Genomic DNA, 25,405 nt, shown 5'->3' with positions numbered 1-25,405 from the left:
CGATAGCGCTACACCGTGAAGTTTCAAGGTTTGCCGGACGCCCGCGAGTCCTGGTCAGCGGCCACGCCGCTCAAGCCGACGCTGGCCAGGCTGCCGTCGACCGCCTGTTGCACGGCAGCGACAGTGCCACCGCTACGAACCTGGCGTTTGTCAAAACTGCGGCCCTGGTCATGACTGAAGAGCAGCTCGCCACTCTGGCTGGCCAACAACAGGCTGCCATCGCGCAGTTCCACGGCAGTCGCCAGAGTCGATTCGAGACCAGTATCAAGACGTCGCCAGCTGTTGCCACGGTCATCGGAGCGCCAGGCATTTCCCCGCAGGCCGTAGGCAATCAAGGCCCCATCACGCGTCGCGAGCAGGCCGAAAAAGCTGCCCTCGTAAGGGGAATTCAGCGCCTGGAATGACTGTCCGGCATTGGTCGAACGCAACAGCAAGCCGCGCTCTCCCACCAGCAACAGATCGTTGCCCAGGGCGCGGATGCCATACAGGTTCAACCCTTGGGGATTGTCGACATGTTGCATCCACGGTTGCCAGCTTCGCCCGCCGTCGTCGGTGCGGTAGATTTGGTTGTAGGCACCTACCACGTAGCCGTGCAGGCGGTCGCTGAAGTACAGGTCCAGGAACGGTTTATCCGGTCCGTCCTCGAGCATGTGCCGGGCCTGGGCCAGGTCGCCGGCGCCGCCCGGTTGATTGGCGTCGCGCTCGGCAACGTGCACCGCCAGCGCGATGGCGCGCTCACCGTCGAGTTGTTTTTGCCAGGTTTCACCGCCGTCCTGGGTATGCAGCACCACCCCCAGGTGACCGACCGCCCAGCCCTGCTCGGCATCGACGAATTGCACCGCCGTCAGGCTGACGCTGACCGGCACCTGGGCCTGGCGCCAACTGACGCCAGCGTCATCCGAAAGCAGCACGATCCCACGCTCGCCGACCGCCACCAGGCGTTCGCCGGCCCGGGCCAGCCCGAGCAATACCGCGCGCTGGGCCTTGGCCGTCGGTATCGCCGGTTGCTGCAGCACGGTCAATGTCGTGGCCTGCGCGACCCAGGGCCCGCTCGCCAACAGGCACAACGCCAAGGCGCAAACGCTCCGTAGCGGACCGCGCCACGCAAAGATTCTTTCAACGCTCATGTCTTTATCTCGCCTGGAAAATCACAAGCGGCCGCGGCGCATTTGCCGCGACACGGCCGCCACAGGTTCAGCGCATGTTTTCGTTGGCCATGGCGTCCGGCGTGAAATACGACGCAGAAGGCTTGGCGACTTTCTGGTACTGAACCGCCAAGTCGTTGCTCGATGAGTTGAGGAAATAGGCCCCGGTGTCGAGGTTGTAGCTGCCCCACATGACCTGTGCGGTCAGGGCCGGCAGGTCTGGCGCCAGCAGCGTCAACGAATACATCTGCCGACCGAGTTTGCCTTGGGCGTCATAACCGTCGGCCATCAGGATCTGCCAGGAGTCTTCGTCGACGTAGTAGGTGCGGCGCGGCACGACATGGCGCTTGCCGGATTTGAGCGTGGCCTCGACCACCCAGACCCGATGTTTCTCCCAGCGCACCAGATCCGGGTTGAGGAAATTCACCCTGACCAGATCGTCGCTCTTGGCCAGTGCGGCGCGGTTATTGTTGTAAGGGACGATCAGCTCTTTCTTGCCCACCAGCTTGAGGTCGTAGCGATCGGTCGGCCCGAACAGCATGAACGCTTCGTCGAACAGGCCGACGCCAGAGGTCACGAAGTCCGGCGTGTCATAGGCAATGTTCGGCGCCCGGCGAACCCGGCGCTGGCCGACCAGGTACTGCCAGGCCGCACGGTTGGCCGGGTCCAGGTCCCAATGGGTCATCAGGCCTTCGCCGGCCTTGGACGACGGCAACTCGGTGAACAGCTTGCCCAGCAGGTACTTGCCCGAATAGTTTTCCGGGCTGCCGCCTTCGACGTAGTAGGGAAACTGGTACGTGTATTGGGCCCGGGTCGCCTGGACTTTCTTGCCACCAGCGGTCATCAGCCAGGTATCGAACGGCGAGCTGATGGTGTCACCGCCCTGCCAGGACAAGCGGTAGTTCCACAACACTTGCGCACCGTTTTCCGGGATCGGGAATGGAATGCCACCGTAGGCGTTGGAGACTTTTTCGCTGTCCACGTCCAGCGTGGCGCGGGTGGCGTTCTTGCCGGTGTTGTCATAGACCCATTGCGGCGCGGCCGCCGACCGATGGGTCGGGTACACGTCGAGGCGATAGTCCGGGTATTTCTTCAGCAACAACTTGGTGCCTTCGGCCAGTTCGCCTGCGTACTGTTCGATGTTCGAGGCCTTGATCGCGTACAGCGGTTTTTCCCCGGCGAATGGGTCCGGTCGTTTGTCTCCCGGTTTATAGCCGGGCGCAACCTGGGTGTAGCCGCCCTGCCAGGCCGGAATGCTGCCATCGGCATTGGCGGCACGCTCGGCGCCGAAGGGGGTCAAGTCGGTTTTCAGGCGCGCGGCCTGATCAGGCGCCACCGCCGCCTGAGCCAGGCCCGTGCTGGCCAGCGCCAGGGTCAGGGTCAGGAGGCAGGTGTTCAGGAATGTTGTGTTCTGCATGGCGAATCCACCTTATTAGAATGAGGTTTTCACGTAGAGCGAGACGAAGTCGCGGTCGGCCAACGACTGTCCGTAACTGAAATTGCCGTCCTCGCGCAGCCCGGCTTTCGGTGCGCCAAAGAAATTCACGTAGTTGAGGCCGACATCCCAGCGTTGCAGGTAGGTGGCCTTGAGCCCGACGCTCCAGTCGCCGGAGTGGGTATTGCCGAAGCCGGACTTGTTGACCGCCGATGAGCGTCCATCGAGCACAATCCCCATCCCGATCGGTACGGTCAGGTCGATCCCGTCGATGATCTGGAAGTAAGCCGGTTCCATCAGGACGCGGAGCGCCGTGGCATCGCGGGTGGTGTTGGAATCCAGCGCGGCCGCGTTTTCAGTCACGCTCAAGGTGCGGTTCCACGCCAGTTCAGCCAGGGCCGAGCCGCCGTCCCAGAACGCGGTGGGCGACAGCAGGTAAATCGCCGACAGGTTGGCGTGAGCGGTCTTGCCCCTGGCAAACAACGCGTTGTCGCCACCATCGGCTTCGACGCCGGGAGCCACCACTTGCAGGTTGCTCACCAGCGGCGCGTTCCAGCGCACCGAGGTTTCACCGGCGAAGTTGAACGGGCCGTAGGCCGTGGAGAAGCTCATGCCAGCGGTCTTGATGTCTTCGGCATAGACCTGGCGATAGGACCCCAGGATCGGCAATCCGCTGGCCGCCGCTGCCGGGCCGTCCAAATAGGCGTACAAGCCGATTGGCGCTTTGTCATGGTACTGGGCCGCGTAGAAACCCAGTTCCAATTCAGTGCCGCTCGGTTTGAAGCGGATCTGCATACCGCCCTGCCCCGAGTTACGCGGTTTCAGGTCGCCGCCATTTACCGTGTCGTTGCCGAACACTTCGCGCAGCGGACCACTGCCGTAACCGATGGGATCGGCATCGCTCAGGTAGCTGCTTGGCGCCGGGCAGGTTGGAACGTTCCCACTCGAACTGATAGTAGGCGCCCACCGACAGCTGCGGATTGATCTGCAACTGCCCGGAGATCTGATTGACCGGCCGCAGGATTTCCTTGAATTGTGTGCCCGGCACGCTGAGCAACTTGACCACATCGGTCGGCCCCTGGGCATTGGCGATGCCGTTGCCGCCGTAGAACAGGCTTTCGCCATAGATCAGGCTGTGTCGGCCCAGGCGCGCGACGCCTTGGGAGTCTTCGCCCAGATCGCCACGCAAGAACACGAAGGCGTCGAGGATTTCCGCGTCGCGACCATGAAGCTTGCGGGTTTCGCTGAGGAAATGCGGTTGTTCGCGACTGTCGGTGTCCTGGTTGTAGATGTCGTCGTACCAGGCCGCGCCGCTCACCCGCAGCCCGTAGTTTTGCCGGCTGAGGTCCATTTCGGAAAACAGGTCCAGGCGGTTGGAGACCAGGCCACTGCTGAAATTCTTGTCGCCCTGGCTCTGGATCGACGGGTACAGGCCGTTGGCGGTGGGCGCGTTGGTTAGGCGACTGTCCTGCCCATGCAGGCGCCAGGCCTGGCTGTACTTGATGGTGTTGTCCCAACGCAGTTTCCAGTCGGAATCGCCCAGGTCCATTTGCATGGCCTCGACCCTTTCGACCATCACACCGGCGCTGCATAACGCCAGGAACAGGGCGCACTGCTTGAAACCAAGGCAATCTTTGACGTTATCCATGGAGGCTTCTCATTATTGTTATTTTCGGATAGCGGCTTACGCCGCGTGCTACGGATAAGCCCTTCAGACGTAGGTGGATGCCAATCCTCCATCGACCGGCAAGTTGACGCCGTTGATCCAGCGCGATTCGTCGGCACACAGGAAGGCGATCACCGCCGCCACCTCATCGGCGTAGGCAGGACGTTTCATGCGATGGGCATCGGCCTGGGTCCGGGCCTCGCCAAGCATGCTCACGAAGTCATCGAGAATGGGGGTGAAGACCGGGCCTGGCGCGACACTGTTCATGCGCACCGAATGTTCGAGGAACCAGGGCTGGGCCTGCACATAGGTCCAGACAATCAAGGCTTCCTTGAAGTACTGGTAACAGGTCTGGTCCGGCACCGGATGCTCGGCCAGCCAGGCTTGCCCGGCGGCGAAACCTTCGAGGCGTGCCAGCGCCTTGTGCTGTTCCAGGCGCAATGGCCATTCGGCACCCAGGATCGAGGCGATGTTGACGATGCTGCCGCCCGCGTTGATGCGCGGCAGCAACGCTTGGCTCAAGTGACGCAAGCCGAGGTAGTTGACCCGCGCCAACAGTTGCGGATCGGCGGTGCCCGGCACCCCGGCGATGTTGCACAGGCTGTCGAACCGCGCGGGTAGCTGCGGCAGCAGCCTGTCGATGTGCTCGGCGCTGCTCAGATCGCCCTGCACAAAACCGTCCAGGGTCATGTGCGGCGCCTTGAGGTCGAGGCCGATCACCTGGGCGCCCTGGGCTCGCAGCAGGCTCGCCGTGGCGGCGCCGATGCCCGACGAGACGCCGGTCACCAGCACAATCTTGTTGTCGAGTTTCATGTTGAGTCCTCTTGTTATTGTTGTCTGCTCGCAGGGCCTTCAGCTCATCCGCCCCGATACAACCGGCTTGTCAGAACGGGTAGATTGGCGCCTTGTCCTTGACCGTCACCCACTGCCATTGGGTGTACTCATCCCAATCCGCCGGACCGCCCACATTGCCGCCATTGCCCGAGGCGCCGCGCCCGCCGAACGGGTTGATGCACTCATCGGCGACGGTCTGGTCATTGATGTGCAGCAGTCCGCACTGCAAGCGCTCACCGATCGCCATGGCCCGGCCCACCGACGGTGAAATGACCGCCGCCGCCAAGCCGTACTCGGTGCGATTGGCCAATTCGATGGCTTCGTCATCGGTGGCGAAGCTGACCACCGTTGCCACAGGCCCGAACACCTCCTCGTCGAAGGCCCGCATGCCGGGCTTCACGCCGCTGAGCACGGTGGCCTGATAAAACAGCCGATCGTGATTGCCACCGGTTTCCAGCCGCGCCCCGGCGCGCACGCTGTCGCTGACGATGTCATGGACCCGTTGCAACTGGCGTTGATTGATCAGCGGTCCCAATGCTGCTTCGCCCTGGGCGGCGTTGCCGACGGTCAAGGCCTGGGCCTTTTCCACGAGCTTGCGGGTCAGCTCTGCAGCGATGGACTCATGGGCGAGGATCAAGCCGGTGGCCATGCAAATCTGGCCTTGGTGCAGCCAGGCGCCCCAGGCCGCGTTACGGGCCGCAAGGTCGAGGTCGGCGTCTTCCAGAATGATCAGCGGGTTCTTGCCGCCCAGCTCCAGCGCGACTTTCTTCAGGTTGCGCCCGGCCACTTCAGCGACCTTGCGACCGGCACCGGTGGAACCGGTAAACGCGATCATGCGCACGTTGGGATCACGACACAGCGCCTCACCGGCGTCCGCCGCCCCGGGCAACACCTGCAGCAAGCCTTTGGGCAAGCCTGCGGCTTCGAACAACCGGGCAATGAGAAAACCGCCACTCACCGGGGTCTGCGGGTCCGGCTTGAGCACCACCGCGTTGCCCGCCGCCAGGGCCGGCGCGACAGAACGCATGGACAGCACCAGGGGAAAGTTGAAGGGCGAAATCACCCCGACCACGCCATGGGGCTGGCGACGCGCATAAGACAAGCGCCCGGCTTCGCTGGGCAGCACCACCCCGTGGGCCTGGGACAACATGCCCGCCGCCTGATGCAGCAACACAATCGCTTCGCGGACCTCATGCTGGCCCTTGAACAGCGCCGCGCCGGTTTCCCGGGCGACGTACAGCGCCAGTTCGTCAAAGGCCTGCTCGGCCACGTCGGCGGCCTTGCGGAAGATCGCCGCGCGTTGCCGCGGGCCCAGTGCCGCCCATGCCGGTTGGGCCAAGGCAGCATCGCGACTGGCCTTGGCTATGTCGGCGGTGTCGGCGGTGGCGCTGTACATCAGCCGCTCACCGGTGGCCGGTTCGATGATTGAACGCATAGGGCCCGACGCCTTCACCCAATCACCGTTGAAGACACATTCCGACTCGATCACCTGGGACAGCAGTTGGCTTTTGGATGCAGACATTTAAAACTCCCGGCTCTTTGTTGTTGTCATCGTTTGCCGCACCTGGAAGGCATCGAGGCAAACGCCGTACGGGTGCCTGAGCAAGCGCTGTGCCGGTTTGTGCCAGGGCGCTGGATAAACCTGGCGCAAGGCTCTGGCCTGGGGCTCTCCGCCTGATGCGGCGCGGATGGGTCATTCGCCAGCCTGGCCGTTGGCCAGCCATCGCTTGTTCATTTGATAAAGTTATGCTTAATAACTATCTCGCCAGGTGATCATTTCGATCACCCCGCCATCAGGGGCATAACAATGAACAATCCCCACTGTCCGCTGCCGGATCACCGCTTCGCCGCCGAACCGTTTCGCCCCCGAGGCGACAGCAACTCGCTGGACGACAGCAGCTCACCCACCCCGGCGGAGTTGGCGGACTGCCTGTTCTTTTCTCCTGACGACGGGCGCATCTGGCTCAACGACCAGCGCATGTTGCTGCTGCACAGCTCGTCGTTCGGCGCCTTGCGCCGGGAAATCATCGGGCGCCAGGGGCTGGAGCAGGCGCGCGGCATGCTCACTCGCACGGGCTACACCTCTGGCGCGCGGGACGCCCGGCTGATTCGCGAGCGCTGGCCACGGGCCGATGCCGCCGCCGTGTTTCGCGCCGCGCACGCACCTGCATACGCTGGAAGGCATGACCAAGGTAGAACCCCTGCACTTCAAGTTCGATGCGGACTCGGGGTTCTATGAAGGCGAGTTTCTCTGGCACCACTCCTGCGAGGCCGACGAGCATGTCGCCGCCTTCGGCACCGGGCAGGATCCGGTGTGTTGGACTGAGTTGGGCTATGCCATCGGTTTCGTCAGTGGCTTGTTTGGGCAACTGGTGATCTTTCGCGAAGTGGAATGCCGGGGCATGGGGCATGAGCGCTGCCGGGTCGTTGGCAAGACCGCCGAGCAATGGGGCGACATCGAGCGCGACCTGAGTTACCTCAACGCGTCGCAACCGGCGGTGGCCCTGGAGCCGGGCGCACGGACCGAGGGTGTCGCCAGCAGCGTCCCGCTGCCGGACAGCGAACAGCCCTTGATCGGCGCGAGTGCGACATTCAATGCCGCGACCCAGGCCCTGCAGCGAGTGGCCCTGACCCCCGCCACCGTCCTGGTCAGCGGCGAGTCCGGGGTAGGCAAGGAAATGTTCGCGCGCCAACTGCACCAACTGAGCCGGCGCCGCGACGGTCCGTTCATCGCACTCAACTGTGCGGCCATCCCGGACAACCTGATCGAAGCCGAACTGTTCGGCGTCGAGCGCGGTGCCTACACCGGGGCCACCCATTCTCGTCCCGGTCGGTTCGAGCGGGCCAACGGCGGCACGTTGTTCCTCGATGAGATCACCTGCCTGAGCCTGGCTGGCCAAGGCAAGCTGCTGCGCGCATTGCAAGAACGGGAAATCGAGCGAGTCGGCGGTGGACATGGGATCAAGGTCGATGTGCGGGTCGTCGCGGCGACCAACATCGACATGCGCAAAGCCGTGGCGCAGGGTGATTTTCGTGAAGACCTGTTCTACCGGCTCAACGTCTACCCCATCGCCCTGCCGCCCTTGCGCGATCGCCGCGATGATGTCCCTCTGCTGATCAATGCCTTTCTCAAGCGATTTTGCCTGGAATATGGCCGTACCCCCGTGGGCCTGACCATGCGCGCCTTGAAGATGCTGCTGCGCTATGACTTCCCCGGCAACGTGCGGGAATTGCAGAACCTTATCGAGCGAGGCTTGATTGCCAGCGAAGAAGGCCAGGCCATCGACCTGGTTCACCTGTTTCGCGATGAGCGACTGCCCGTGGACGCGTATTCGGTCGATGGCAACGGCGGGCTCTCGCCATCGGCCAAGGCAGCGAGCGATGGCACGACCGGAACATCGCTGCTGCAGTCCCTACGCCAATCGGGAGCGGATTTCAGCATTGATGGCCTGGAATCACGCCTGATCAACGAAGCCTTGCAGATGAGCGACGGCAACCTCGCCGCGGCTGCTCGGTCGCTGGGGCTGAGCCGGGCGCAGTTCGCCTATCGGTTGAAAAAGCATCAGCTCGTGAGCGATGAATGAGCCAAGTCCAGGCATGTGGCGAGGGCGCTTGCTCCCTCGCCACGGATTTTGTTGAGGCTCAGTCCGTCGTGCCCGCCGCCATGACGCTACGGCGATAGTCGCTGGGCGTCTGGTTCGTTTCGATGCGGAAGTGCCGATTGAAGTTGGACAGGTTGTTGTAGCCGACTTCAAAACAGATGTCAGTCACGGCCATTTCACTGTGGGACAGCAATCGACAGGCACGCTGGACGCGGAGCTTGCGCATCAGGTCGATGAATCCGTGACCGGTGATGCGTTTGAAAAATCGTGAGAAGCCAGGTTCGCTCATGCCCAGTTGCCGGGCGATCACCGACACTCGAAGGTCGCCGGTGAGCTCGGCTTGCAGGTATTCGAAGGCTTTCTGGATGCGCGCCGAGCTGCGGGCATCCAGGGCAGGCGCATAGCACGGGCTTGCCAGGCATTGGACCTCGCGCTCGCTGGCGCGGCCAAGGGTATCGAGCAGTTCGAAAAACAATGCCAGGCGCGCCAGCCCCTGGGCCGGTCCGATCGCTTCGAGCAGGTACGCCGCCTGGCGCGCTGTGTCGCCGCTGAAGGCCAGCCCTCGCCGGGCGCGCTCGAATAACCTGTGCAGATCACCCAGTTCCGGCAGCGTCTGACGCATCGACATCAGCGTGGCACCGTCGAACTGCAACACCACGTCGCGCCCAGCCAGGCACTCGCCCGGCGCCAGGTCCCCCATCCAGTCGTGGGGCAAATCCGGACCGATCATTGCCACATGACCGGGGCCGAAGGGCCCGATGTAGTCACCTGCCAGGAGCCTGCCGCTGCCGTGGCGAATCAAGTGGATCTCGAATTCCGGGTGATGGTTCCAGCGCGCCATCGCGTAGGGATAGTCATGCTCGTACCAGCGAAAGCTGTGTTCGGGCTCGGGCAGGATGACTTCCAGTTCGGCCGGTCGCTGGTCGTACAGGAGCGTTCGGTGATCAGGCATGTCGCGCCTCTTTATCGTTATAGGCGGCACCTTACGTCGATCGCACAGCGGTACGCCAGCCTTGAACCGACCGGCCACTGATACTTTTTTAACAGTGCCCGCCGAGGTTAAAAAAGTACCTGCAGTTGATCCTTTTCGCATTTGTCGGCCTTTGACGGCGCTGATGTAATCGGCTTGCCATGGACGGCTGGCAGGTCGGTCCTGCCTCCATGGCTTTACAACAATAATAATCCTGCGCCCAGGCGCAGCTCTGGAGAAACCCATGAAAATGCTGCGCAAGGCGCTCGTCATGTCCGCGGGGCTGTCCTTCGCCCTGGCCGGCCACGCCGCCGAAACCATCACCATCGCCACCGTCAACAATGCCGACATGATTCGCATGCAAAGGCTTTCGAAAGCATTCGAGGCCGAGCATCCGGACATCAAGCTGAATTGGGTGGTGCTCGAAGAAAATGTCCTGCGCCAACGCCTGACCACCGATATCGCCACCCAGGGCGGGCAATTCGACGTATTGACCATCGGCACCTACGAAACCCCGCTATGGGGCGCCAAGCAATGGCTCGAACCGATGACCAACCTGCCCGCCGCCTATGACCTGGAAGACATATTTCCTTCGGTGCGCCAGGGGCTTTCAGTCAACGGCACCCTTTACGCCCTGCCCTTTTACGGCGAAAGCACCGTTACCTACTACCGCACCGATCTCTTCAAGCAGGCCGGGCTCAGCATGCCCGGGCACCCCACGTGGGGCCAGCTTGGCGAATACGCGGCCAAGCTTCATCAGCCCGACAAGGATCAGTACGGCCTGTGCCTTCGCGGCAAGGCCGGCTGGGGCGAGAACATCGCCTTGCTCAGTACCCTGGCCAACACGTTCGGGGCTCGTTGGTTCGATGAGCAGTGGAAGCCGCAATTCGATAGCCCGGAATGGAAGGCCGCCGCGAGCTTTTACGTCGATACGCTAAAGAAATATGGACCGCCGGGGCTGACCAGCAATGGTTTCAACGAAACCCTGGCGTTGTTCAACAGCGGCAAGTGCGCCATTTGGGTCGATGCAAGCGTCGCCGGCTCGTTCATCACCGACACCAGCCAGAGCAAGGTGGCCGACCGCGTCGGCTTCGCCGCGGCTCCTACGCAAGTGACAGACAAAGGCGCGTCCTGGCTGTACGCATGGTCGCTGGCAATTCCAACCAGCTCCCGCCATAAGGACGCCGCCAAGTCTTTCGTCACTTGGGCCACCTCCAAAGACTACGTGCAATTGGTTGCCAAAGAGGATGGCATCAGCAACGTGCCACCCGGCACTCGTACCTCCACGTACAACGACGCCTACCTGAACGCCGCGCCCTTTGCGCGAATCACGCTGCAAATGATGCAGAAAGCCGACCCGGCGCACCCCACGGCCAAGCCAGTGCCTTACGTGGGCATCCAGTACGTGACCATTCCCGAGTTCCAGGCCATTGGTACATCGGTTGGCAAGCTGTTTACCGCCGCGCTCACTGGCCAGATATCCGTGGAACAAGCCCTGGCGTCGGCGCAATCGAGCACCGAACGGGAAATGAAACGGGCCGGATACCCAAAGAAATAATGGCATGGCCATTCCCGTGGTGAGGGAGCTTGCTCCCTCACCACAACGGTTCACAGACACACATTTTTTTATTCAGGACAGGATCTCCCCCATGAAACGACTGCAAGGAAAAAGCGCGCTGGTCACCGGTGCTGCCCGTGGCATTGGCAAGGCGTTCGCCCAGGCCTATGTCGATGAAGGCGCCACTGTGGCGATCGCCGATATCGACCTGGATCGGGCCCGGGAGACTGCCGCTGAATTGGGCGACAGCGCCTATGCCGTCAGGATGGACGTGACCGATCAGGCATCAATCGACCAGGCCATCGATTCCGTCGTGGCCCGGGCAGGCAAGTTGGACATCTTGATCAACAATGCGGCGCTGTTCGACCTGGCGCCCATCGTCGAGATCACCCGGGAGAGCTACGAGCGGCTGTTCTCCATCAACGTCGCCGGCGCACTGTTCACGCTGCAAGCCGCCGCCCGCCAGATGATCCGCCAGGGCCACGGCGGCCGGATCATCAACATGGCGAGCCAGGCCGGCCGCCGTGGCGAGGCCCTGGTGGCGGTCTACTGTGCCTCCAAGGCTGCCGTGATCAGCGTGACCCAATCCGCCGGGCTGGATTTGATCAAGCATCGGATCAATGTCAACGCCATTGCGCCAGGGGTGGTGGACGGTGAGCACTGGGACGGCGTCGACGCAATGTTCGCCCGTCATGAAAACCTGCCCTTGGGCGAAAAGAAGCGTCAGGTCGGGCAACAGGTGCCTTATGGCCGGATGGGCACCGCGCAGGATCTGGTTGGCATGGCGATTTTCCTGGCTTCGGCCGACAGCGAATATGTGGTAGCCCAGACCTATAACGTCGACGGCGGTAACTGGATGAGCTGACGATCCTGAAGTTTTATGGCCTTGAGACGACGAAAATGGACCTATTCGCCTGAAAATTGATCCCACTACTTGAGGATCATCCCGAACGGTACCCAACGGTGCCGTTCCAAGGGATTTCAAGAGAGCGTGAATACCGTTGCCCCAGCCGGGCAAAAATTGCGCATCATAGGCGCCGTCCGCTCAAGGGAGATTTACATGCGTGCCATTTTTTCCGTCATGCGTCTTGCCGCGCTGTCGCTGGGACTGGCCTTTGCCGCCAATGCCGCAGCCACCGAAGAGACGCAACTGGTCGAGTCCATCAATCTTTACCGCAGCCAATCCCAAAGCTGCGCGGGCCAGGCTTCCCTGGAGCTGCCGCCGCTGGCAATGGATTCACGGTTGATCCTGTCGGCCAATGGCATCGGCGATTTGCAGCAAGCGTTGGCGCGGGCGGCCTATCCGATGGTCAACGTGCAGGCCATCAGCCTGTCCGGTCCTCGGGACGCCCAGGCTGCGATGAAGGCTGTACAGGAAAGTTTTTGCCAAGTCGTGCTGGACCCGCAGTTCGTGGACATCGGCGTGAGTCGACTGGACCGGGAATGGCGCATCGTGCTGGCTCGCCCACTGTTGTCGGCGCGCCTCGGGGATTGGCAGGCCGAAGGCCAGAAACTGCTCAAGCTGATCAATAGCGCCCGCGCGCAGCCACGCCGCTGCGGCACCGAAGCGTTCGCCGCCACGACACCGCTGGCCTGGAACGCCGATCTGGCCCTGGCTGCGGTGAATCACACCCGCGCCATGGCCAACAACAATTTCTTCGACCACAAGGACCGCGATGGGCGCATGCCGGGCGATCGCGCCGAACTGGCCGGTTACCTGGCGCAGGTCATCGGCGAAAACATCGCCGCCGGGCAGGACACGGCGTTGAAGGTGGTGGACGGCTGGCTGGCGAGCCCGGGGCACTGCGCCAACTTGATGAATCCGCAATTTCGCGAGTTGGGGGCCGGGTATGCGATGGACCCGAAGAGCGATGCGGGGATTTATTGGACGGCGATGTTTGGTACTCAGTAGTTATGTTGACCGTGCTTTCGCCATCGCGAGCAAGCTCGCTCCCACAAAGGGATGCCGCAATCAGTGTGGGAGCGAGCTTGCTCGCGATGGCAGCGCATCGGGTCTTACTCCTGCCGCAATACCCGCCGCACATGCCCCATGAACTGGCTTAACGACGGTGACGGGGCCACCGGCTTGCGCTGCAGCAAGCCAATCGAGCGTTTTGCCGGTTGATCAATGGCAGTGACCGCGCACTGCTCACCGATGTTGAACACCGCCGTGCAACTGGCCGGCAACAAGGAAAACCCCAGCCCCTCGCGGACCAGCGCCGTGGCCGTGCTCAGGTGCGCCACTTCCCAGGCGGGGAACGGATCGACATTCAAATAACGCAACGCCGCGTCGGCCAACGGCCGGATGCTGGTGTCCGGCGTCAGGGCGATATAGGGCTGCTGTTTCCAGTCGCGGTGATGATCCTTGTGGCTGAGCAGGACCAGGTTGTCATCCAGCAGGCGCTCGAAGCTCAAGCCAGACAAGTCGTCCGGCAACGAACTGATGCCGGCGTCCACCTCGCCGCGCTGCACCCAACCCATGATTTCCCCGGCGCGACCATCCAGAAGATGCACCTTCACGCCTGGGTGCTCACGCTGGAACGAGGCGATAACCACCGGCAGGAATGAAGCGGCAGCGGTCGGCAGCGCCGCCAGCCGGAGCGTGCCACGGCTCAAGCTGAGAGTGTCGCGGGCATCGCGCACGGCGTCGTCCATGTCCCGCAGCATGCGCCGGGCCTGGGGCAGGAAATGCTCACCGGCGGGCGTCAACTCGACGCTGCGGGTGTTACGCGCGAGCAACTGCAAACCCATGCTCTCTTCCAGTTTGCGGATGCTGTAGCTCAGCGCCGGCTGGGACAGGTGCAGTTGCTCGGCCGTGCGGGTAAAACTGGAGGTTTCAGCGATCAGGATGAAGGCGCGAAGCTGGCGGAAGGAGACGTTCATGGCCCACTCATAAAATTAATGGATCAATTGATTCTACCTTTAAAATTCACAGAACAATCCAGCGTCTCCACTATAGGGCCACCCTTCAGTGGAAAACGGACATGACAAAAACAATTCTCGTCGGGTGTGGCGCCGGTTTCGCCAATGACCGGCCTGACGCCGCCCTGCGCCTGGCCCAGGACCTGGCACAACGCAGCGGCCAACGCTACATCATGCTGGAGCTGTTGGCGGAACGGACCCTGGCCGAGGCGCAATTGCGCAAGCGTCTCGACCCGCAGGCCGGTTATTCCGCCCGATTGTTCGATTTTCTCGAGCCCATGCTGGACCTGTGCATCGAAGCCGGCATCCCGATCATCACCAACGGCGGCGCCGCCAATCCTAGGGCTGCCGCCCAGCGATTGCGCCACGCCCTGGCGGGTCGTTTCCCTGGGCTGAAGATCGCTTGCGTGCTGGGTGACGACCTCTTGGACGAAACACCTGCGCGCTACGCACGATGGCTGTCGTCCGATCCGCAGGAACAGCCTGTATCCGTAAACGTCTACACCGGCGCCGACGGTATCGTCCAGGCGTTGACCGACGGTGCCGGCATCGTCCTGTGCGGCCGTGTCGCCGACCCCTCGCTGGCCGTCGGTGCGATCCGCCACGGGTTGGGTTGGAAAGCCGACGATTGGCAGAAAATCGCGGTAGCGACGGCGGCTGGACACTTGCTGGAGTGCTGTACCCAGGTCACCGGTGGCTATTTTGCCCACCCCGGCATGAAAGACATTCCAGACCCGGCGAATCTCGGTTGTCCGATTGCCGAGATCCACGAGGACGGCCGCTTGATCATCGGCAAGACCCGCGACAGCGGCGGCCGGGTCAGCGAGCAGACTGTGAAGGAGCAGCTTCTTTACGAAGTCCACGACCCACGACGCTACCTGACGCCGGACGTTGTACTGGACCTTGGCGAAGCCCGCGTGCAGGACCTGGGCGAAGACCGTGTCGAGATCAACGGCCTGCTCGGCCATCCGCGCCCCGAGACCCTGAAAGGCTTGGCAGGCGTGCGCGGCCTGTGGTTTGGCGAGGCGGAAATATCTTATGCCGGCCCCGGCGCCTTGGCGCGTGCGGCCTTGGCGCGAGAAATTCTGCTGGAACGTTTCGACCGATTGGCGCCAGGCCTGCAGCCCTGGATCGATATTTCCGGCGTCGCCAGCCTGTTCAACGACCAGGGCGGTCGCTATCTGCAACAGCAACTCGCCCAGGCCCCGGCCCTGGAGGATGTGCGCGTACGCATCGGCCTGACCCACAGCGACCGACCGCTGGTAGAAACGCTGTTGGTCGAAGTGGAGTCGCTCTACACCAACGGACCGGCAGGCGGCGGTGGCGTGCGACGACATCTCGTCGAGGCCGTCACCACGCGAAGTTTCCTGCTGCCGCGCGATGAAATCCACACGACTCTGGAGTGGTACTGATGAACCTCGTTACCCTCGCCGATTTCGCTCACGCCCGTGCTGGCGACAAAGGCAACATCCTCAGCATCGCGGTGTTTCCCCACGACGCGGCCCACTACGCCTGGTTGCTACAGACGTTGACCTGCGAGCGGGTCGCCGAGCAATTCGCGACGCGACAACCCTCCAGGGTGCACCGCTATGAACTGCCGAACCTGAACGCGCTGAACTTCGTCCTCGAGGATGCCCTGGAGGGCGGCGTGAACCGCAGTTGCGGCCTGGACCGCCACGGCAAGAGCCTGAGTTACCTGCTGTTGGCCTTGCGCCTGCCCGGCCCGACGGACTGACCGAATCCAGTGCCTGCGAACCATCCGACAACAATAAAAAGAGAGGCTGCAACATGATTACAACCCTGGGTTTCCTGATGATGCTCGCCGTCATCGGCTTGATATTGCTGCGCCGGATCAGCCCGGTGGTGGCGTTCACCACCCTCCCCGTGATCGTCTGCCTGCTCGCCGGCTTCAATCTTGGGCAGATCGGCGAGTTCATAAAGGCCGGCCTGATCACCGTGGCCCCGACCGCCGCGCTGTTCCTGTTTGCCATCTTGTTCTTCGGCATCATGCGTGACCGGGGATTGTTCGATCCGCTGGTCAACCTGCTGATCCGCAGCACCGGCGGCAAGCCGCTGGCCGTGGCGTTGGTGACGGTTTTGGTGACGTCCGTGGTGCATCTCGACGGCGTTGGCGCCGCCACGTTCCTGCTGACTATCCCGGCGCTGCTGCCCTTGTACAAACGCCTGAACATGAGCCCGGCAATGTTGCTGTGCCTGGTGGGTACCACGGCCGGCGTCATCAACATGGTGCCTTGGGGCGGCACGACCGCCCGCGCCGCCGCCGTGTCAGGCCTGGATGCCACCGCGCTGTGGCTGGGCTTGCTGCCGGTGCAGATGGTGGGCCTGGCGTGCATGCTCGGGGTGGCGACGGTATTGGGCTTGCGCGCCCAGCGTCGCCAACCGATGTCGCTGGGGGCGGCCGCGACGTGTGATGTAGACGACCTGCAAACCCAAGGCCGCGAGTTCACGCTCTCTCCCCGGGAACTGCGCTACTGGCTGAACGTGGCCCTGACCGGCGGCATCCTGGTGTGCCTGTTCACCGGCATTTTCCCTTTGTATGCGTGTTTCATGGTCGGACTGGGCATCGCCCTGCCCTTGAACTTCCCATCCCTGGACGCCCAGGCCGAACGCCTCAAGGCCCACGCGTCCGATGCGCTGCAGATGGTCCTGGTGATGATGGCCGCCGCGGTGCTGCTGGGCGTGCTGTCCGGCGCGAAGATGTCCGACGGCATGGCGTTGGCGCTGATCAATATCCTGCCTGCCGGCTCTGCCCAATACCTGCACGTGATCGTCGGTTTCTTCGGTGTGCCCCTGGGCATGATCTTTTCGCCAGACGCCTATTACTTCGCGCTCCTGCCGGTGATCAAGGACGTGGCCGCTGCGGCAGGCGTTCCCCTCGAAGCCGTGGCACGGGCCATGTTGATCGGCGAGAACACCGGATTCTCCATCAGCCCGGTGGTGCCCAGTGTGTACCTGGCCCTGGCGCTGTCCGGCGTGGAACTGCGCAAGCACATGGCCTATACGTTTTTCTGGGCCTGGGGCGTCAGTCTGGTGATGCTCGTTTTCGCCGTGGCAACGGGTGCGGTACAAGTCTGAGCGTCAAGGGTGGGCCTGGAAGATCAACGACCGATGCACCCCCGAGCCAGCCCTCACCCCATCGCCAACGGCCAGCGCGACCGAGCCGAACGGCATCGCTGCGTCGCCACAGGCAAACACCCCGGGAACGCTGGTCTCCCGGGTCATCGGGTCGGTCTGGATGAACGCCCCGAGCGGGCCTTCTTCAAAGTTGCAACCCAGGGACGCGGCGAGTGAACTGGCAACGCGGGTACGCGGCAAGACAAACAGGCCATCAATGGCGATCACCCGCCCGTCCACCAACACCACGTTGGCCCGTTCGCCTTCAATACGTTCGACGCGTTCCGGCACCAGGGTTACACCACGTTGCGCCAGGCTTTGCCGTTGCTCAAGGTCGGGCTCGAATACGCCATTGGTGAAAAAAGTGGTCGGCCCCCAGTCGGGCAGCATCAGGGCATGGTGCAACGACATCGGCGACGTCGCCAGCACACCGATCGGTCCCTGCTCCAACTCATAGCCGTGGCAGTACGGACAATGAAAGACACTTTTCCCCCAGCGCTCCGTCAGCCCTGGCACATCGGGCAATTCATCGATCACGCCGGTGGCGAGCAACAGGCGTTTGGCACTGTAGCGTTGCCCGTGGGCAGTCTCCATGACGAATCCGTCTGCGTCCCGGACGGCGTGGATCGCGCTATCCGACGCCCATTCCACGGTTGGATAATCCATGAGCTGGGCGCGGGCGTCGTTGACAATGTCACCTGGAGCGCGACCGTCCTGTCCGAGAAACCCATGGGAAGTCGCGGCAAACCGGTTGCGACGCTGACCGGCGTCGATCACCAGCACTTTTTGGCGGGCGCGGGCCAACTGAAGACCTGCGGACAGGCCGGCGTAGCTGCCGCCAGCGATGATGATGTCGTGTTCCATGGGGACGATCTCCTGTTTTGGGATTTTCTCGAAACATCGTATGTTTCTTGAAAAGTGCCTGTCAACAGTCTCGTAACTTTTGCGATTACAGGCGATACTCGGCGCAGATTTCCTTCGGACCCGCCCATGAGAAACGACACCCGCCTATCGCGCATGCTGCACGTCCTGATTCATATGGATCGCCATCAGCAATCGGCCACCTCCGACACCCTCGCCCAAATGCTGGGCACCAACCCGGTGGTGGTGCGCCGAACCATGGCGTTGCTCAAGGAACAGGGTTACGTCACTTCGGAAAAAGGCCATCGCGGTGGCTGGAGCCTGGCTAAACCGTTGGCCGAGATGACGCTGCTGGACATTCATCAGGCGTTGGGCAGCACGTCGATCTTTGCCATCGGCCTGTCCACCGATCATCCGCAATGCCTGGTGGAACAGGCGGTGAATGCGGCGCTGACTGATGCGTTCGATGAGGCCCAGGCGTTGTTGCTCAAGCGTCTGGGCAGCATTACGTTGGCGCAGTTGGCGGAAGACTTTGATGCGCGGTTTCGGGGTGAGCCCAAGGCCGAGCCTCACCTCTAATCCCTGTGGGAGCGGGCTTGCCCGCGAAGGCTTTGGCACATCCAACATTATCTATTCAGGTGAATCGCATTCGCGAGCAGGCTCGCTCCCACAGGGGGGTAGTCCGGGGCACAAAAAAACGCCGCTCATTTTGAGCGGCGTTTTTGTACCTGACCGGATAGCGTCCGGTTTACAGCGCCATGTCAGCCGCTGGATTGGCTTCCCGAGCAGCAGCCGGCTTGGCCGGGGCTACAGGGGCCACTGCCTTGCCGATGGCCGGTGGTGGGTCCAGTTGCAGGACTTCGCTGGTGTAGGCCCATTCCTGCGCGACACGCTCAGGGCTGTCATTCAGCTTAGTGCCGTAGCTCGGTACGATCTGGCGCAGTTTTTCCTGCCAGGCCGGGGTGGCTACCTTGTCCTTGAAGACCTTCTCAAGCACCGTCAGCATGATCGGTGCGGCAGTCGAAGCGCCTGGGGAAGCACCCAGCAGGCCAGCGATGCTGCCGTCCTGGGAAGCGACGACTTCGGTGCCGAGTTTCAGCACGCCGCCCTTCTCTTCGTCACGCTTGATGATCTGCACACGCTGGCCGGCTTGCCACAGGCGCCAGTCTTCCTGCTTGGCGTCCGGGAAGTACTCCTTCAGCGCGTTGAAGCGGTCTTCGTCCGACAGCATCAGTTGGCCGGCCAGGTATTCCACCAGCGGGTACTGTTCGATACCGACCTTGGTCATCGGCCACACGTTGTGGGTCGTGGTGCTGGTCAGCAGGTCAAAGTACGAACCGTTCTTCAGGAACTTGGTGGAGAACGTGGCGAACGGGCCAAACAGGATCACGCGCTTGCCGTCCAGCACGCGAGTGTCCAGGTGTGGAACCGACATCGGCGGTGCACCCACCGAAGCCTTGCCGTAGGCCTTCGCCAGGTGCATCTGGGCAACGGTCGGGTTTTCGGTCACCAGGAACGAACCACCCACCGGGAAGCCGGCGTATTCACGGGCTTCCGGAATGTCCGACTTCTGCAGCAGGTGCAGCGCGCCGCCACCGGCACCGATGAAGACGAACTTGGCATCGGTCTCGGTTTCGGTACCGTCTTTCAAGTTCTTGTACGAAACGCGCCAGGAGCCGTCTTCGTTGCGGGTGATGTCTTCCACTTCGCTGGACAGCTTGAGGGAGAAGTTCGGCTTGGATTGCAGGTAAGCCGCGAACTGGCGTGTGATTTCGCCGAAGTTCACGTCGGTACCCAGCGGGCTCCAGGTCGCCGCGACTTTCTGGCTCGGGTCACGCCCTTGCATCATCAGCGGAACCCACTTGCTGATCTGCGCCGGGTCTTCGGAGTACTGCATGCCGGCGAACAGCGGGCTGGCCTGGAGTGCGTCGTAGCGCTTCTTCAGGAACGCGATGTTGTCGTCGCCCCACAGGAAACTCATGTGTGGCGTGGAGTTGATGAACGAGCGCGGGTTCTTCAGCACGCCGTTCTTGACCTGCCAGGACCAGAACTGACGGGAGATCTGGAACGCTTCGTTGATCTCGATCGCCTTGGAGATATCGACCTTGCCGTTCTTGTCTTCCGGCGTGTAGTTCAGCTCGGCCAGTGCGGAGTGACCGGTACCGGCGTTGTTCCAGCCGTTGGAGCTTTCTTCGGCAACACCGTCCAGGCGCTCGACCATTTCCATGGTCCAGCCCGGCTCCAGCTCATTGAGCCAGACACCGAGGGTCGAACTCATGATGCCGCCACCGATGAGCAAGACATCGACTTTTTTCGGCTCGGCGGCGTGCGTGGTCGCAAGACCCATCGCCATCGCCAGGCCTAGCAGCGCCGTGTGTGTTTTCTTCAACATGTGTGTATCCCTAGGATAAAACGCCATTCCGTCCCACAGTCCCGTTCAAGAATAGACCTCGCCCAATGCCAGGTCGGCGGACGGGTATCGAATGGACTGGAGGAAGGACCTACAGGGGCCGAGCGAATCGGCCTCGCATTTATGTCTCTCCGGCGCTGACTTCTTGTAGGTCTTGGCTTCAGCTGGGTGAGGGACACTGCAAAACGGTCTAGATCGGGCCTGCCGTGGCCGTGCCCGATTGTCGCAGCGGGGGGAGTTTACAGAATGAACCAAACAGACCGAAGCGCATTTTTGCATTCCTGACAAAAACGCCGACAAAAGAACCTTGGGAGCGAGCCTGCTCGCGAAGGCGGCGTGTCAGCCGGATCTCATCGGTTGACCTGACATCTTCGCGAGCAGGCTCGCTCCCACAGAGGGCTATGCAAGGCTTGGCTAGCCGAGCAACTGGCTCAACACTGCCCGCAACTTGCCTGGTTTGACCGGTTTGTTCAGCAGCGGCGCGTTCAGTTTGCGCAGGGCGCGGCGGCACTGGTCGCTGCGGTCGGCGGTGATGATCACGGCGGGGATTGCCTGCTGGAAATGCTCGCGCAGATGCCTGACCACTTCGCAGCCGACCACCCCATGATCGAGGTGGAAATCCGCCAGAACCAACTCCGGGGCGCGGCCTTGCAGGGCGTCGAAGGCGGCCGCTTCATCGGTGGCGGTCAATACCTCGCAGCCCCACTGCTCCAGCAACGCCGCCATGCTTTGCAGGATGCTCACTTCGTTGTCGATGACCAGCAGCCGGCGTCCCGGCAGCGGATTACCGGCCACTGCCTGCACCGGAACCTGGGACATGGGCAGCGGCCGTTCGGCGGACAGCGGCACGTTGATGCTGAACACCGAACCGCGTCCAGGCCGGGAGCGCACCTGCACCCGATAGCCGAGGATATGGGCGATGCGTTCGACGATCGCCAGCCCCAGGCCGACGCCCTTGCGATCCGCCGCCCGTCCCACGTCCAGTTGATTGAATTCGAGGAAAATCGACTCCAGGCAATCGGCGGCGATGCCGCGTCCCGTATCCCAGACTTCCAGGCTCAGGTGCCCTCCCCGCCGCCGCGCCGCCAGGAGAATGCCGCCCTGGTCAGTATAACGACAGGCATTGCTCAACAGATTGCGCAGGATGCGGGTCATCAGCCGCAGGTCGGTCAGCACCGCTTCGTCGCCGAACCGCACGCGCAGTTCCAGGCCAGCGGCACCGGCCACCGACTGGAATTCGGACACCAGCGGCGCCAACAACTCATCCAACCGATAAGGCGCGAGGTCTGGCTTGACGGCGGCCTGATCCAACCGGGAAATATCCAGCAGGTCGGCGAGCAGGTCTTCAGCGCCTTCGAGCGCCTGGTGCGTGCGCTCCACCAGCACGTGCTCGGCATTGGGCAGTTGTCGCTCGCGCAAGGTCGCGATCAGCAACCGCGCGGCGTTGAGGGGTTGCAACAGGTCATGGCTGGCGGCGGCCAGGTACTTATCCTTGCTGCGGTTGGCCGCTTGGGCTGCGTCCCGGGCATCGCGCAACTGTTGCTCGACCAGTTTGCGCTGGGCGATCTGCTGCTGCAGGTTGTGGTTGGCCTCCAGCAGCGCATCGGTGCGCTCGGCCACCCGCTGTTCCAGTTGATCGTTGAGCTGTTGCAAGCGTTGCCGGGCCTGCTCCAGCTCATCGAGACGCGCCGCCAGTTCCGGATAGTGACTCTTGCGTGTCGAGTGGTTGCCCAGCCCCAGCAATCCGGCCAGGGCTTTTTGCTGCTCGTCAGAGGGCTTCGCCATAGACGACCTCGACATCCCGCTGGCTCGACTCCCGAGGGTTGGTAAGAATGCACGGGTCATGCATCGCATGTTGCGACAGGAACGGAATGTCCGAGGTACTCACACCGTGCAGCCCCAGGGTCTCGTGGAAACCGATGGTGCGCTTGAGGGCGATCAGGTGCTCCACCAGCCGGGTGCGGATCTGCCGATGGTTGAGCCCACGGCAATCGATGCCAAGGGTCTCGGCGATCACTTTGAAGCGGTCCGGCGCCGAGGTGTAGTTGAACGCTACCACGTGTTCCACCAGCACCGCGTTGCACAAGCCGTGAGGCAGGTCGAGAAAACCGCCCAGGCTGTGGGACATGGCGTGCACCGCACCGAGGATCGCGTTGGAGAACGCAAGCCCGGCCTGCATGCTGCCGAGCATGATCTTTTCCCGCAGGGCGACGTCCGCCGGATTGGCAATCATCTGCACCAGGTTGTTGTTGATCAGGCGCATCGCTTCCAGCGCGTGGGGATCGGTCAACGGTCCGTGGCCGGTGGAGACGAACGCCTCGATCGCATGCACCAACGCATCGATGCCGGTACAGGCCGACAGGAACGGGTCCATGCTCAAGGTCGTTTCCGGGTCGATCAACGACACGTCCGGCACGGCTGCCTTGCTGACGATGGAAAACTTCATGCGCTCTTGCTGGTTGGAGATGATGACGAACTGCGACACATCGGCAGAAGTGCCGGCCGTGGTGGGAATCAGGATCAGCGGCGGACTGGGCACATGCAGCGTGTCCACGCCTTCGAATTCAAGGATGTTGCGGCCATGGGCGACCACGATCCCGATCGCCTTGCCGCAGTCCATGGGGCTGCCGCCGCCAACCGCGACGATCACGTCGCAATGGTTCTCGCGGTAGGTTTCGGCACCGAGCATGACTTCCTCGACCCGAGGATTGGGCGAGACGTCGCTGTAGATGCAGTAGTCGATGCCCTGGGCTTGCAGGCTGGTCTCGACGTCGCCGACCCAACCGGCGGCGATCACCCCGGGATCGGTGACCACCAGCACCTTGCGGGCGCCGAAAGTCTTGGCGTAGTTGCCAACGTTGTGCCGACAGCCGGCACCGAACATGATTTCAGGGGAAACGAACTTGCGCAGGGGGCTGAGGCTCATCTTTTCAGTTGCGGGGCTCATGGGTAAGCCTGTTGTTATTGTCGAGGGATACGTTGAGCCTAAAGCATCCCGCCGTTAATGCAATCCGACCAATGGGTAGCCCGGCCTGAACGCTTCAAGCCGGGCCAGGCACTCATCGGTTGGCGAAGTACATCGTCACTTCAAAGCCAATACGCAGGTCGGTGTACGCGGGTTTAGTCCACATGGGTCTTTCCTCTTCTTGTACCGGGCGATTCCGGCAGGTTCATTAATGCACGGGGCGGTCAGGGCCCGAATGCTACTTTCGAAGCGGTGGGTGGGGTGCGTTGGTATTACAGGAACAGCGAGACTCCGTGGCGAGGGCTTGCTCCCTCGCCACAGGAGTCACTCGGCGAGTGCTTCGGGGGTCAGAAGAACCCCAACGGATTGACGTCATAGCTCACCAAGAGGTTCTTGGTCTGCTGGTAATGGTCGAGCATCATCTTGTGGGTTTCGCGACCGACGCCGGATTTCTTGTAGCCGCCGAACGCGGCATGCGCCGGGTAAAGGTGGTAGCAGTTGGTCCACACGCGTCCGGCCTTGATCGCCCGACCCATGCGGTAGGCGCGGTTGATGTCGCGGGTCCAGAGGCCGGCGCCGAGGCCGAACTCGGTGTCGTTGGCGATCGCCAGGGCTTCCGCTTCGTCCTTGAAGGTGGTCACGCCCACCACCGGGCCGAAGATTTCTTCCTGGAAGACGCGCATCTTGTTATGGCCCTTGAGCAGCGTCGGTTGGATGTAATAGCCGCTGGACAGATCGCCCTCAAGACGTTCGGCCGCGCCACCGGTCAGCAGCTCGGCACCCTCTTCCCGGGCGATGTCCAGGTACGAAAGGATCTTGTCGTATTGCTGCTGGGACGCCTGGGCGCCGACCATGGTCTCGGTGTCCAGTGGGTTGCCACGCTTGATCTTGGCGATTTTCTTCATGACCTCGGCCATGAACGGTGCGTAGATCGATTCCTGCACCAAGGCGCGAGATGGGCACGTGCAGACTTCGCCCTGGTTGAAGAACGCCAGTACCAAGCCTTCGGCAGCCTTCTCGATGAACGCCGGCTCGGCTTGCATGATGTCTTCGAAGAAGATGTTCGGCGACTTGCCGCCCAGCTCCACCGTGGACGGGATGATGTTCTCAGCGGCGCACTTCATGATGTGCGAACCGACCGGAGTCGAGCCGGTGAAGGCGATCTTGGCGATGCGCTTGCTGGTGGCCAGGGCTTCGCCGGCTTCGCGGCCAAAGCCGTGGACAATGTTCAACACGCCGGCTGGCAGCAGGTCGGCGATCAGTTCGATGAATACGGTAATCGACAGCGGCGTCTGCTCCGCCGGCTTGAGCACGATGCAGTTGCCGGCGGCCAGGGCCGGGGCGAGTTTCCAGGCGGCCATCAGCAGCGGGAAGTTCCACGGGATGATCTGGCCGACCACGCCCAGCGGCTCGTGGAAATGATAGGCGGTGGTCAACTCGTTGATTTCGGCAGCGCCGCCCTCTTGGGCGCGGATGCAACCGGCGAAATAGCGGAAATGGTCAGCCGACAGAGGCACGTCGGCATTCAGGGTTTCACGCACGGCCTTGCCGTTGTCCCACGTCTCGCTGACGGCGAGGATTTCCAGGTTCTGCTCGATGCGGTCAGCGATTTTCAGCAGCACCAGGGAACGATCCTGAACGGAGGTCTTGCCCCACGCATCGGCGGCGGCATGGGCCGCATCCAGAGCTTTGTCGATATCGGCTGCGCTGGAGCGCGGGAATTCGCCGATGACTTCGCCGTTGACCGGCGACGTGTTGGTGAAGTATTCGCCGTTGACCGGCGCGACGAACTCGCCGCCGATGAAATTGCCATAGCGCGGCTTGAAGGAAACGACGGCGCCTGGGGTTCCGGGTTGTGCGTAGATCATGATGGGCCTCTGCCTGGTCGATGCCTGTCGCGGG

At 62.5% G+C, this 25,405-nt stretch carries 20 protein-coding genes and 2 pseudogenes; 9 read left to right on the top strand and 13 right to left on the bottom strand.

From position 1 onward, the window contains the following. Positions 1 to 23 precede the first annotated feature (23 nt). From AB4N42_RS17600 to AB4N42_RS17580, 5 genes and pseudogenes are all read right to left on the bottom strand, one after another. Positions 24 to 1,127: a WD40/YVTN/BNR-like repeat-containing protein gene (locus AB4N42_RS17600; RefSeq protein WP_460115061.1), complete on the bottom strand. Its 1,104-nt coding sequence runs from the start codon at positions 1,125 to 1,127 to the stop codon at positions 24 to 26. A 67-nt stretch (positions 1,128 to 1,194) separates the two neighbouring features. Next, positions 1,195 to 2,562 carry a DUF1329 domain-containing protein gene (locus tag AB4N42_RS17595; protein ID WP_334597660.1) on the bottom strand — a complete coding sequence of 456 codons (1,368 nt, stop codon included), beginning with the start codon at positions 2,560 to 2,562 and terminating at the stop codon, positions 1,195 to 1,197. A 15-nt stretch (positions 2,563 to 2,577) separates the two neighbouring features. Then, positions 2,578 to 4,228: pseudogene (locus AB4N42_RS17590) on the bottom strand (DUF1302 domain-containing protein). Positions 4,229 to 4,291: 63 nt separating this feature from the next. Beyond that, positions 4,292 to 5,059 carry a coniferyl-alcohol dehydrogenase gene (locus AB4N42_RS17585; RefSeq protein ID WP_460115060.1) on the bottom strand — a complete coding sequence of 256 codons (768 nt, stop codon included), beginning with the start codon at positions 5,057 to 5,059 and terminating at the stop codon, positions 4,292 to 4,294. Positions 5,060 to 5,129: 70 nt separating this feature from the next. Then, positions 5,130 to 6,602: a benzaldehyde dehydrogenase gene (locus AB4N42_RS17580; RefSeq protein ID WP_460115059.1), complete on the bottom strand. Its 1,473-nt coding sequence runs from the start codon at positions 6,600 to 6,602 to the stop codon at positions 5,130 to 5,132. A gap of 285 nt (positions 6,603 to 6,887) precedes the next feature. Between AB4N42_RS17580 and AB4N42_RS17575 the strand changes: the two genes are divergently transcribed. Both AB4N42_RS17575 and AB4N42_RS17570 read left to right on the top strand, forming a co-directional pair. Further along, positions 6,888 to 7,319: a XylR N-terminal domain-containing protein gene (locus AB4N42_RS17575; RefSeq protein WP_460115058.1), complete on the top strand. Its 432-nt coding sequence runs from the start codon at positions 6,888 to 6,890 to the stop codon at positions 7,317 to 7,319. A gap of 73 nt (positions 7,320 to 7,392) precedes the next feature. Next, positions 7,393 to 8,664: pseudogene (locus AB4N42_RS17570) on the top strand (sigma 54-interacting transcriptional regulator); the annotation flags it as partial. 58 nt (positions 8,665 to 8,722) lie between these two features. Here the strand turns inward: AB4N42_RS17570 and AB4N42_RS17565 are convergent. After that, positions 8,723 to 9,634: an AraC family transcriptional regulator gene (locus tag AB4N42_RS17565; protein ID WP_030138931.1), complete on the bottom strand. Its 912-nt coding sequence runs from the start codon at positions 9,632 to 9,634 to the stop codon at positions 8,723 to 8,725. 262 nt (positions 9,635 to 9,896) lie between these two features. Here AB4N42_RS17565 and AB4N42_RS17560 point away from each other — a divergent pair, with 262 nt between their 5' ends. The 3 genes from AB4N42_RS17560 to AB4N42_RS17550 all read left to right on the top strand — a co-directional run bounded on the left by AB4N42_RS17560 (position 9,897) and on the right by AB4N42_RS17550 (position 13,122). Next, positions 9,897 to 11,210: an ABC transporter substrate-binding protein gene (locus tag AB4N42_RS17560; protein ID WP_030138932.1), complete on the top strand. Its 1,314-nt coding sequence runs from the start codon at positions 9,897 to 9,899 to the stop codon at positions 11,208 to 11,210. Positions 11,211 to 11,301: 91 nt separating this feature from the next. Next, positions 11,302 to 12,075 (top strand): L-iditol 2-dehydrogenase, encoded by a 774-nt coding sequence (locus AB4N42_RS17555; RefSeq protein WP_030138933.1) that lies wholly within the window; start codon positions 11,302 to 11,304, stop codon positions 12,073 to 12,075. A 195-nt stretch (positions 12,076 to 12,270) separates the two neighbouring features. Beyond that, entirely contained in the window at positions 12,271 to 13,122 is an 852-nt protein-coding gene (locus tag AB4N42_RS17550) for a CAP domain-containing protein (protein WP_030138934.1), read from the top strand. A 104-nt stretch (positions 13,123 to 13,226) separates the two neighbouring features. Here the strand turns inward: AB4N42_RS17550 and AB4N42_RS17545 are convergent, their stop codons facing one another. Beyond that, positions 13,227 to 14,093 carry a LysR family transcriptional regulator gene (locus AB4N42_RS17545; RefSeq protein WP_460115057.1) on the bottom strand — a complete coding sequence of 289 codons (867 nt, stop codon included), beginning with the start codon at positions 14,091 to 14,093 and terminating at the stop codon, positions 13,227 to 13,229. A gap of 101 nt (positions 14,094 to 14,194) precedes the next feature. Here AB4N42_RS17545 and AB4N42_RS17540 point away from each other — a divergent pair, with 101 nt between their 5' ends. The 3 genes from AB4N42_RS17540 to AB4N42_RS17530 are packed head-to-tail and all read left to right on the top strand — an operon-like array spanning position 14,195 to position 17,228. Further along, positions 14,195 to 15,544 carry an acyclic terpene utilization AtuA family protein gene (locus tag AB4N42_RS17540; protein WP_030138936.1) on the top strand — a complete coding sequence of 450 codons (1,350 nt, stop codon included), beginning with the start codon at positions 14,195 to 14,197 and terminating at the stop codon, positions 15,542 to 15,544. Then, on the top strand, positions 15,544 to 15,867 hold the full coding sequence (locus AB4N42_RS17535; protein ID WP_264429888.1) for an AtuA-related protein: 324 nt from the start codon (positions 15,544 to 15,546) through the stop codon (positions 15,865 to 15,867). The genes AB4N42_RS17540 and AB4N42_RS17535 overlap by 1 nt, the downstream gene beginning before the upstream one ends. 53 nt (positions 15,868 to 15,920) lie before the next feature. After that, positions 15,921 to 17,228: a CitMHS family transporter gene (locus AB4N42_RS17530; protein ID WP_460115056.1), complete on the top strand. Its 1,308-nt coding sequence runs from the start codon at positions 15,921 to 15,923 to the stop codon at positions 17,226 to 17,228. Positions 17,229 to 17,231: 3 nt separating this feature from the next. Here AB4N42_RS17530 and AB4N42_RS17525 read toward each other — a convergent pair whose 3' ends face one another. Next, a complete protein-coding gene (locus tag AB4N42_RS17525) occupies positions 17,232 to 18,131 on the bottom strand; it encodes an NAD(P)/FAD-dependent oxidoreductase (RefSeq protein WP_217859511.1) in 900 nt (299 codons plus the stop codon). A gap of 126 nt (positions 18,132 to 18,257) precedes the next feature. Here AB4N42_RS17525 and AB4N42_RS17520 point away from each other — a divergent pair, with 126 nt between their 5' ends. Further along, positions 18,258 to 18,707 carry an Rrf2 family transcriptional regulator gene (locus tag AB4N42_RS17520; protein WP_030138940.1) on the top strand — a complete coding sequence of 150 codons (450 nt, stop codon included), beginning with the start codon at positions 18,258 to 18,260 and terminating at the stop codon, positions 18,705 to 18,707. 169 nt (positions 18,708 to 18,876) lie between these two features. Here the strand turns inward: AB4N42_RS17520 and mqo are convergent, their stop codons facing one another. The 5 genes from mqo to exaC all read right to left on the bottom strand — a co-directional run bounded on the left by mqo (position 18,877) and on the right by exaC (position 25,371). Beyond that, positions 18,877 to 20,520 carry a malate dehydrogenase (quinone) gene (mqo, locus tag AB4N42_RS17515; RefSeq protein WP_030138941.1) on the bottom strand — a complete coding sequence of 548 codons (1,644 nt, stop codon included), beginning with the start codon at positions 20,518 to 20,520 and terminating at the stop codon, positions 18,877 to 18,879. A gap of 432 nt (positions 20,521 to 20,952) precedes the next feature. Then, the gene (locus AB4N42_RS17510) at positions 20,953 to 22,323 is read right to left on the bottom strand and encodes an ATP-binding response regulator (protein WP_030138942.1); all 1,371 of its coding nucleotides are present in this window, start codon (positions 22,321 to 22,323) and stop codon (positions 20,953 to 20,955) included. After that, entirely contained in the window at positions 22,307 to 23,464 is a 1,158-nt protein-coding gene (gene ercA, locus AB4N42_RS17505) for an alcohol dehydrogenase-like regulatory protein ErcA (protein ID WP_030138943.1), read from the bottom strand. The genes AB4N42_RS17510 and ercA overlap by 17 nt, the downstream gene beginning before the upstream one ends. A gap of 133 nt (positions 23,465 to 23,597) precedes the next feature. After that, positions 23,598 to 23,669 (bottom strand): pyrroloquinoline quinone precursor peptide PqqA, encoded by a 72-nt coding sequence (gene pqqA, locus AB4N42_RS17500; protein WP_003243383.1) that lies wholly within the window; start codon positions 23,667 to 23,669, stop codon positions 23,598 to 23,600. A 181-nt stretch (positions 23,670 to 23,850) separates the two neighbouring features. Continuing rightward, positions 23,851 to 25,371, bottom strand: a complete 1,521-nt coding sequence (exaC, locus tag AB4N42_RS17495) for an acetaldehyde dehydrogenase ExaC (protein WP_030138944.1) — start codon at positions 25,369 to 25,371, stop codon at positions 23,851 to 23,853. Positions 25,372 to 25,405: the final 34 nt, after the last annotated feature.

Source organism: Pseudomonas sp. H2_D02 (genome assembly GCF_054677635.1).
The sequence above is the reverse complement of the archived record's forward strand: the minus strand, read 5'-3'. Positions and strand labels throughout refer to the sequence as shown.

What these genes read in the sequence shown, in the direction of transcription:
- AB4N42_RS17600 (WP_460115061.1), bottom strand. Translation starts at nt 1,127, where the DNA reads ATGAGCGTTGAAAGAATCTTTGCGTGGCGCGGTCCGCTACGGAGCGTT.
- AB4N42_RS17595 (WP_334597660.1), bottom strand. Translation starts at nt 2,562, where the DNA reads ATGCAGAACACAACATTCCTGAACACCTGCCTCCTGACCCTGACCCTG.
- AB4N42_RS17585 (WP_460115060.1), bottom strand. Translation starts at nt 5,059, where the DNA reads ATGAAACTCGACAACAAGATTGTGCTGGTGACCGGCGTCTCGTCGGGC.
- AB4N42_RS17580 (WP_460115059.1), bottom strand. Translation starts at nt 6,602, where the DNA reads ATGTCTGCATCCAAAAGCCAACTGCTGTCCCAGGTGATCGAGTCGGAA.
- AB4N42_RS17575 (WP_460115058.1), top strand. Translation starts at nt 6,888, where the DNA reads ATGAACAATCCCCACTGTCCGCTGCCGGATCACCGCTTCGCCGCCGAA.
- AB4N42_RS17565 (WP_030138931.1), bottom strand. Translation starts at nt 9,634, where the DNA reads ATGCCTGATCACCGAACGCTCCTGTACGACCAGCGACCGGCCGAACTG.
- AB4N42_RS17560 (WP_030138932.1), top strand. Translation starts at nt 9,897, where the DNA reads ATGAAAATGCTGCGCAAGGCGCTCGTCATGTCCGCGGGGCTGTCCTTC.
- AB4N42_RS17555 (WP_030138933.1), top strand. Translation starts at nt 11,302, where the DNA reads ATGAAACGACTGCAAGGAAAAAGCGCGCTGGTCACCGGTGCTGCCCGT.
- AB4N42_RS17550 (WP_030138934.1), top strand. Translation starts at nt 12,271, where the DNA reads ATGCGTGCCATTTTTTCCGTCATGCGTCTTGCCGCGCTGTCGCTGGGA.
- AB4N42_RS17545 (WP_460115057.1), bottom strand. Translation starts at nt 14,093, where the DNA reads ATGAACGTCTCCTTCCGCCAGCTTCGCGCCTTCATCCTGATCGCTGAA.
- AB4N42_RS17540 (WP_030138936.1), top strand. Translation starts at nt 14,195, where the DNA reads ATGACAAAAACAATTCTCGTCGGGTGTGGCGCCGGTTTCGCCAATGAC.
- AB4N42_RS17535 (WP_264429888.1), top strand. Translation starts at nt 15,544, where the DNA reads ATGAACCTCGTTACCCTCGCCGATTTCGCTCACGCCCGTGCTGGCGAC.
- AB4N42_RS17530 (WP_460115056.1), top strand. Translation starts at nt 15,921, where the DNA reads ATGATTACAACCCTGGGTTTCCTGATGATGCTCGCCGTCATCGGCTTG.
- AB4N42_RS17525 (WP_217859511.1), bottom strand. Translation starts at nt 18,131, where the DNA reads ATGGAACACGACATCATCATCGCTGGCGGCAGCTACGCCGGCCTGTCC.
- AB4N42_RS17520 (WP_030138940.1), top strand. Translation starts at nt 18,258, where the DNA reads ATGAGAAACGACACCCGCCTATCGCGCATGCTGCACGTCCTGATTCAT.
- mqo (WP_030138941.1), bottom strand. Translation starts at nt 20,520, where the DNA reads ATGTTGAAGAAAACACACACGGCGCTGCTAGGCCTGGCGATGGCGATG.
- AB4N42_RS17510 (WP_030138942.1), bottom strand. Translation starts at nt 22,323, where the DNA reads ATGGCGAAGCCCTCTGACGAGCAGCAAAAAGCCCTGGCCGGATTGCTG.
- ercA (WP_030138943.1), bottom strand. Translation starts at nt 23,464, where the DNA reads ATGAGCCTCAGCCCCCTGCGCAAGTTCGTTTCCCCTGAAATCATGTTC.
- exaC (WP_030138944.1), bottom strand. Translation starts at nt 25,371, where the DNA reads ATGATCTACGCACAACCCGGAACCCCAGGCGCCGTCGTTTCCTTCAAG.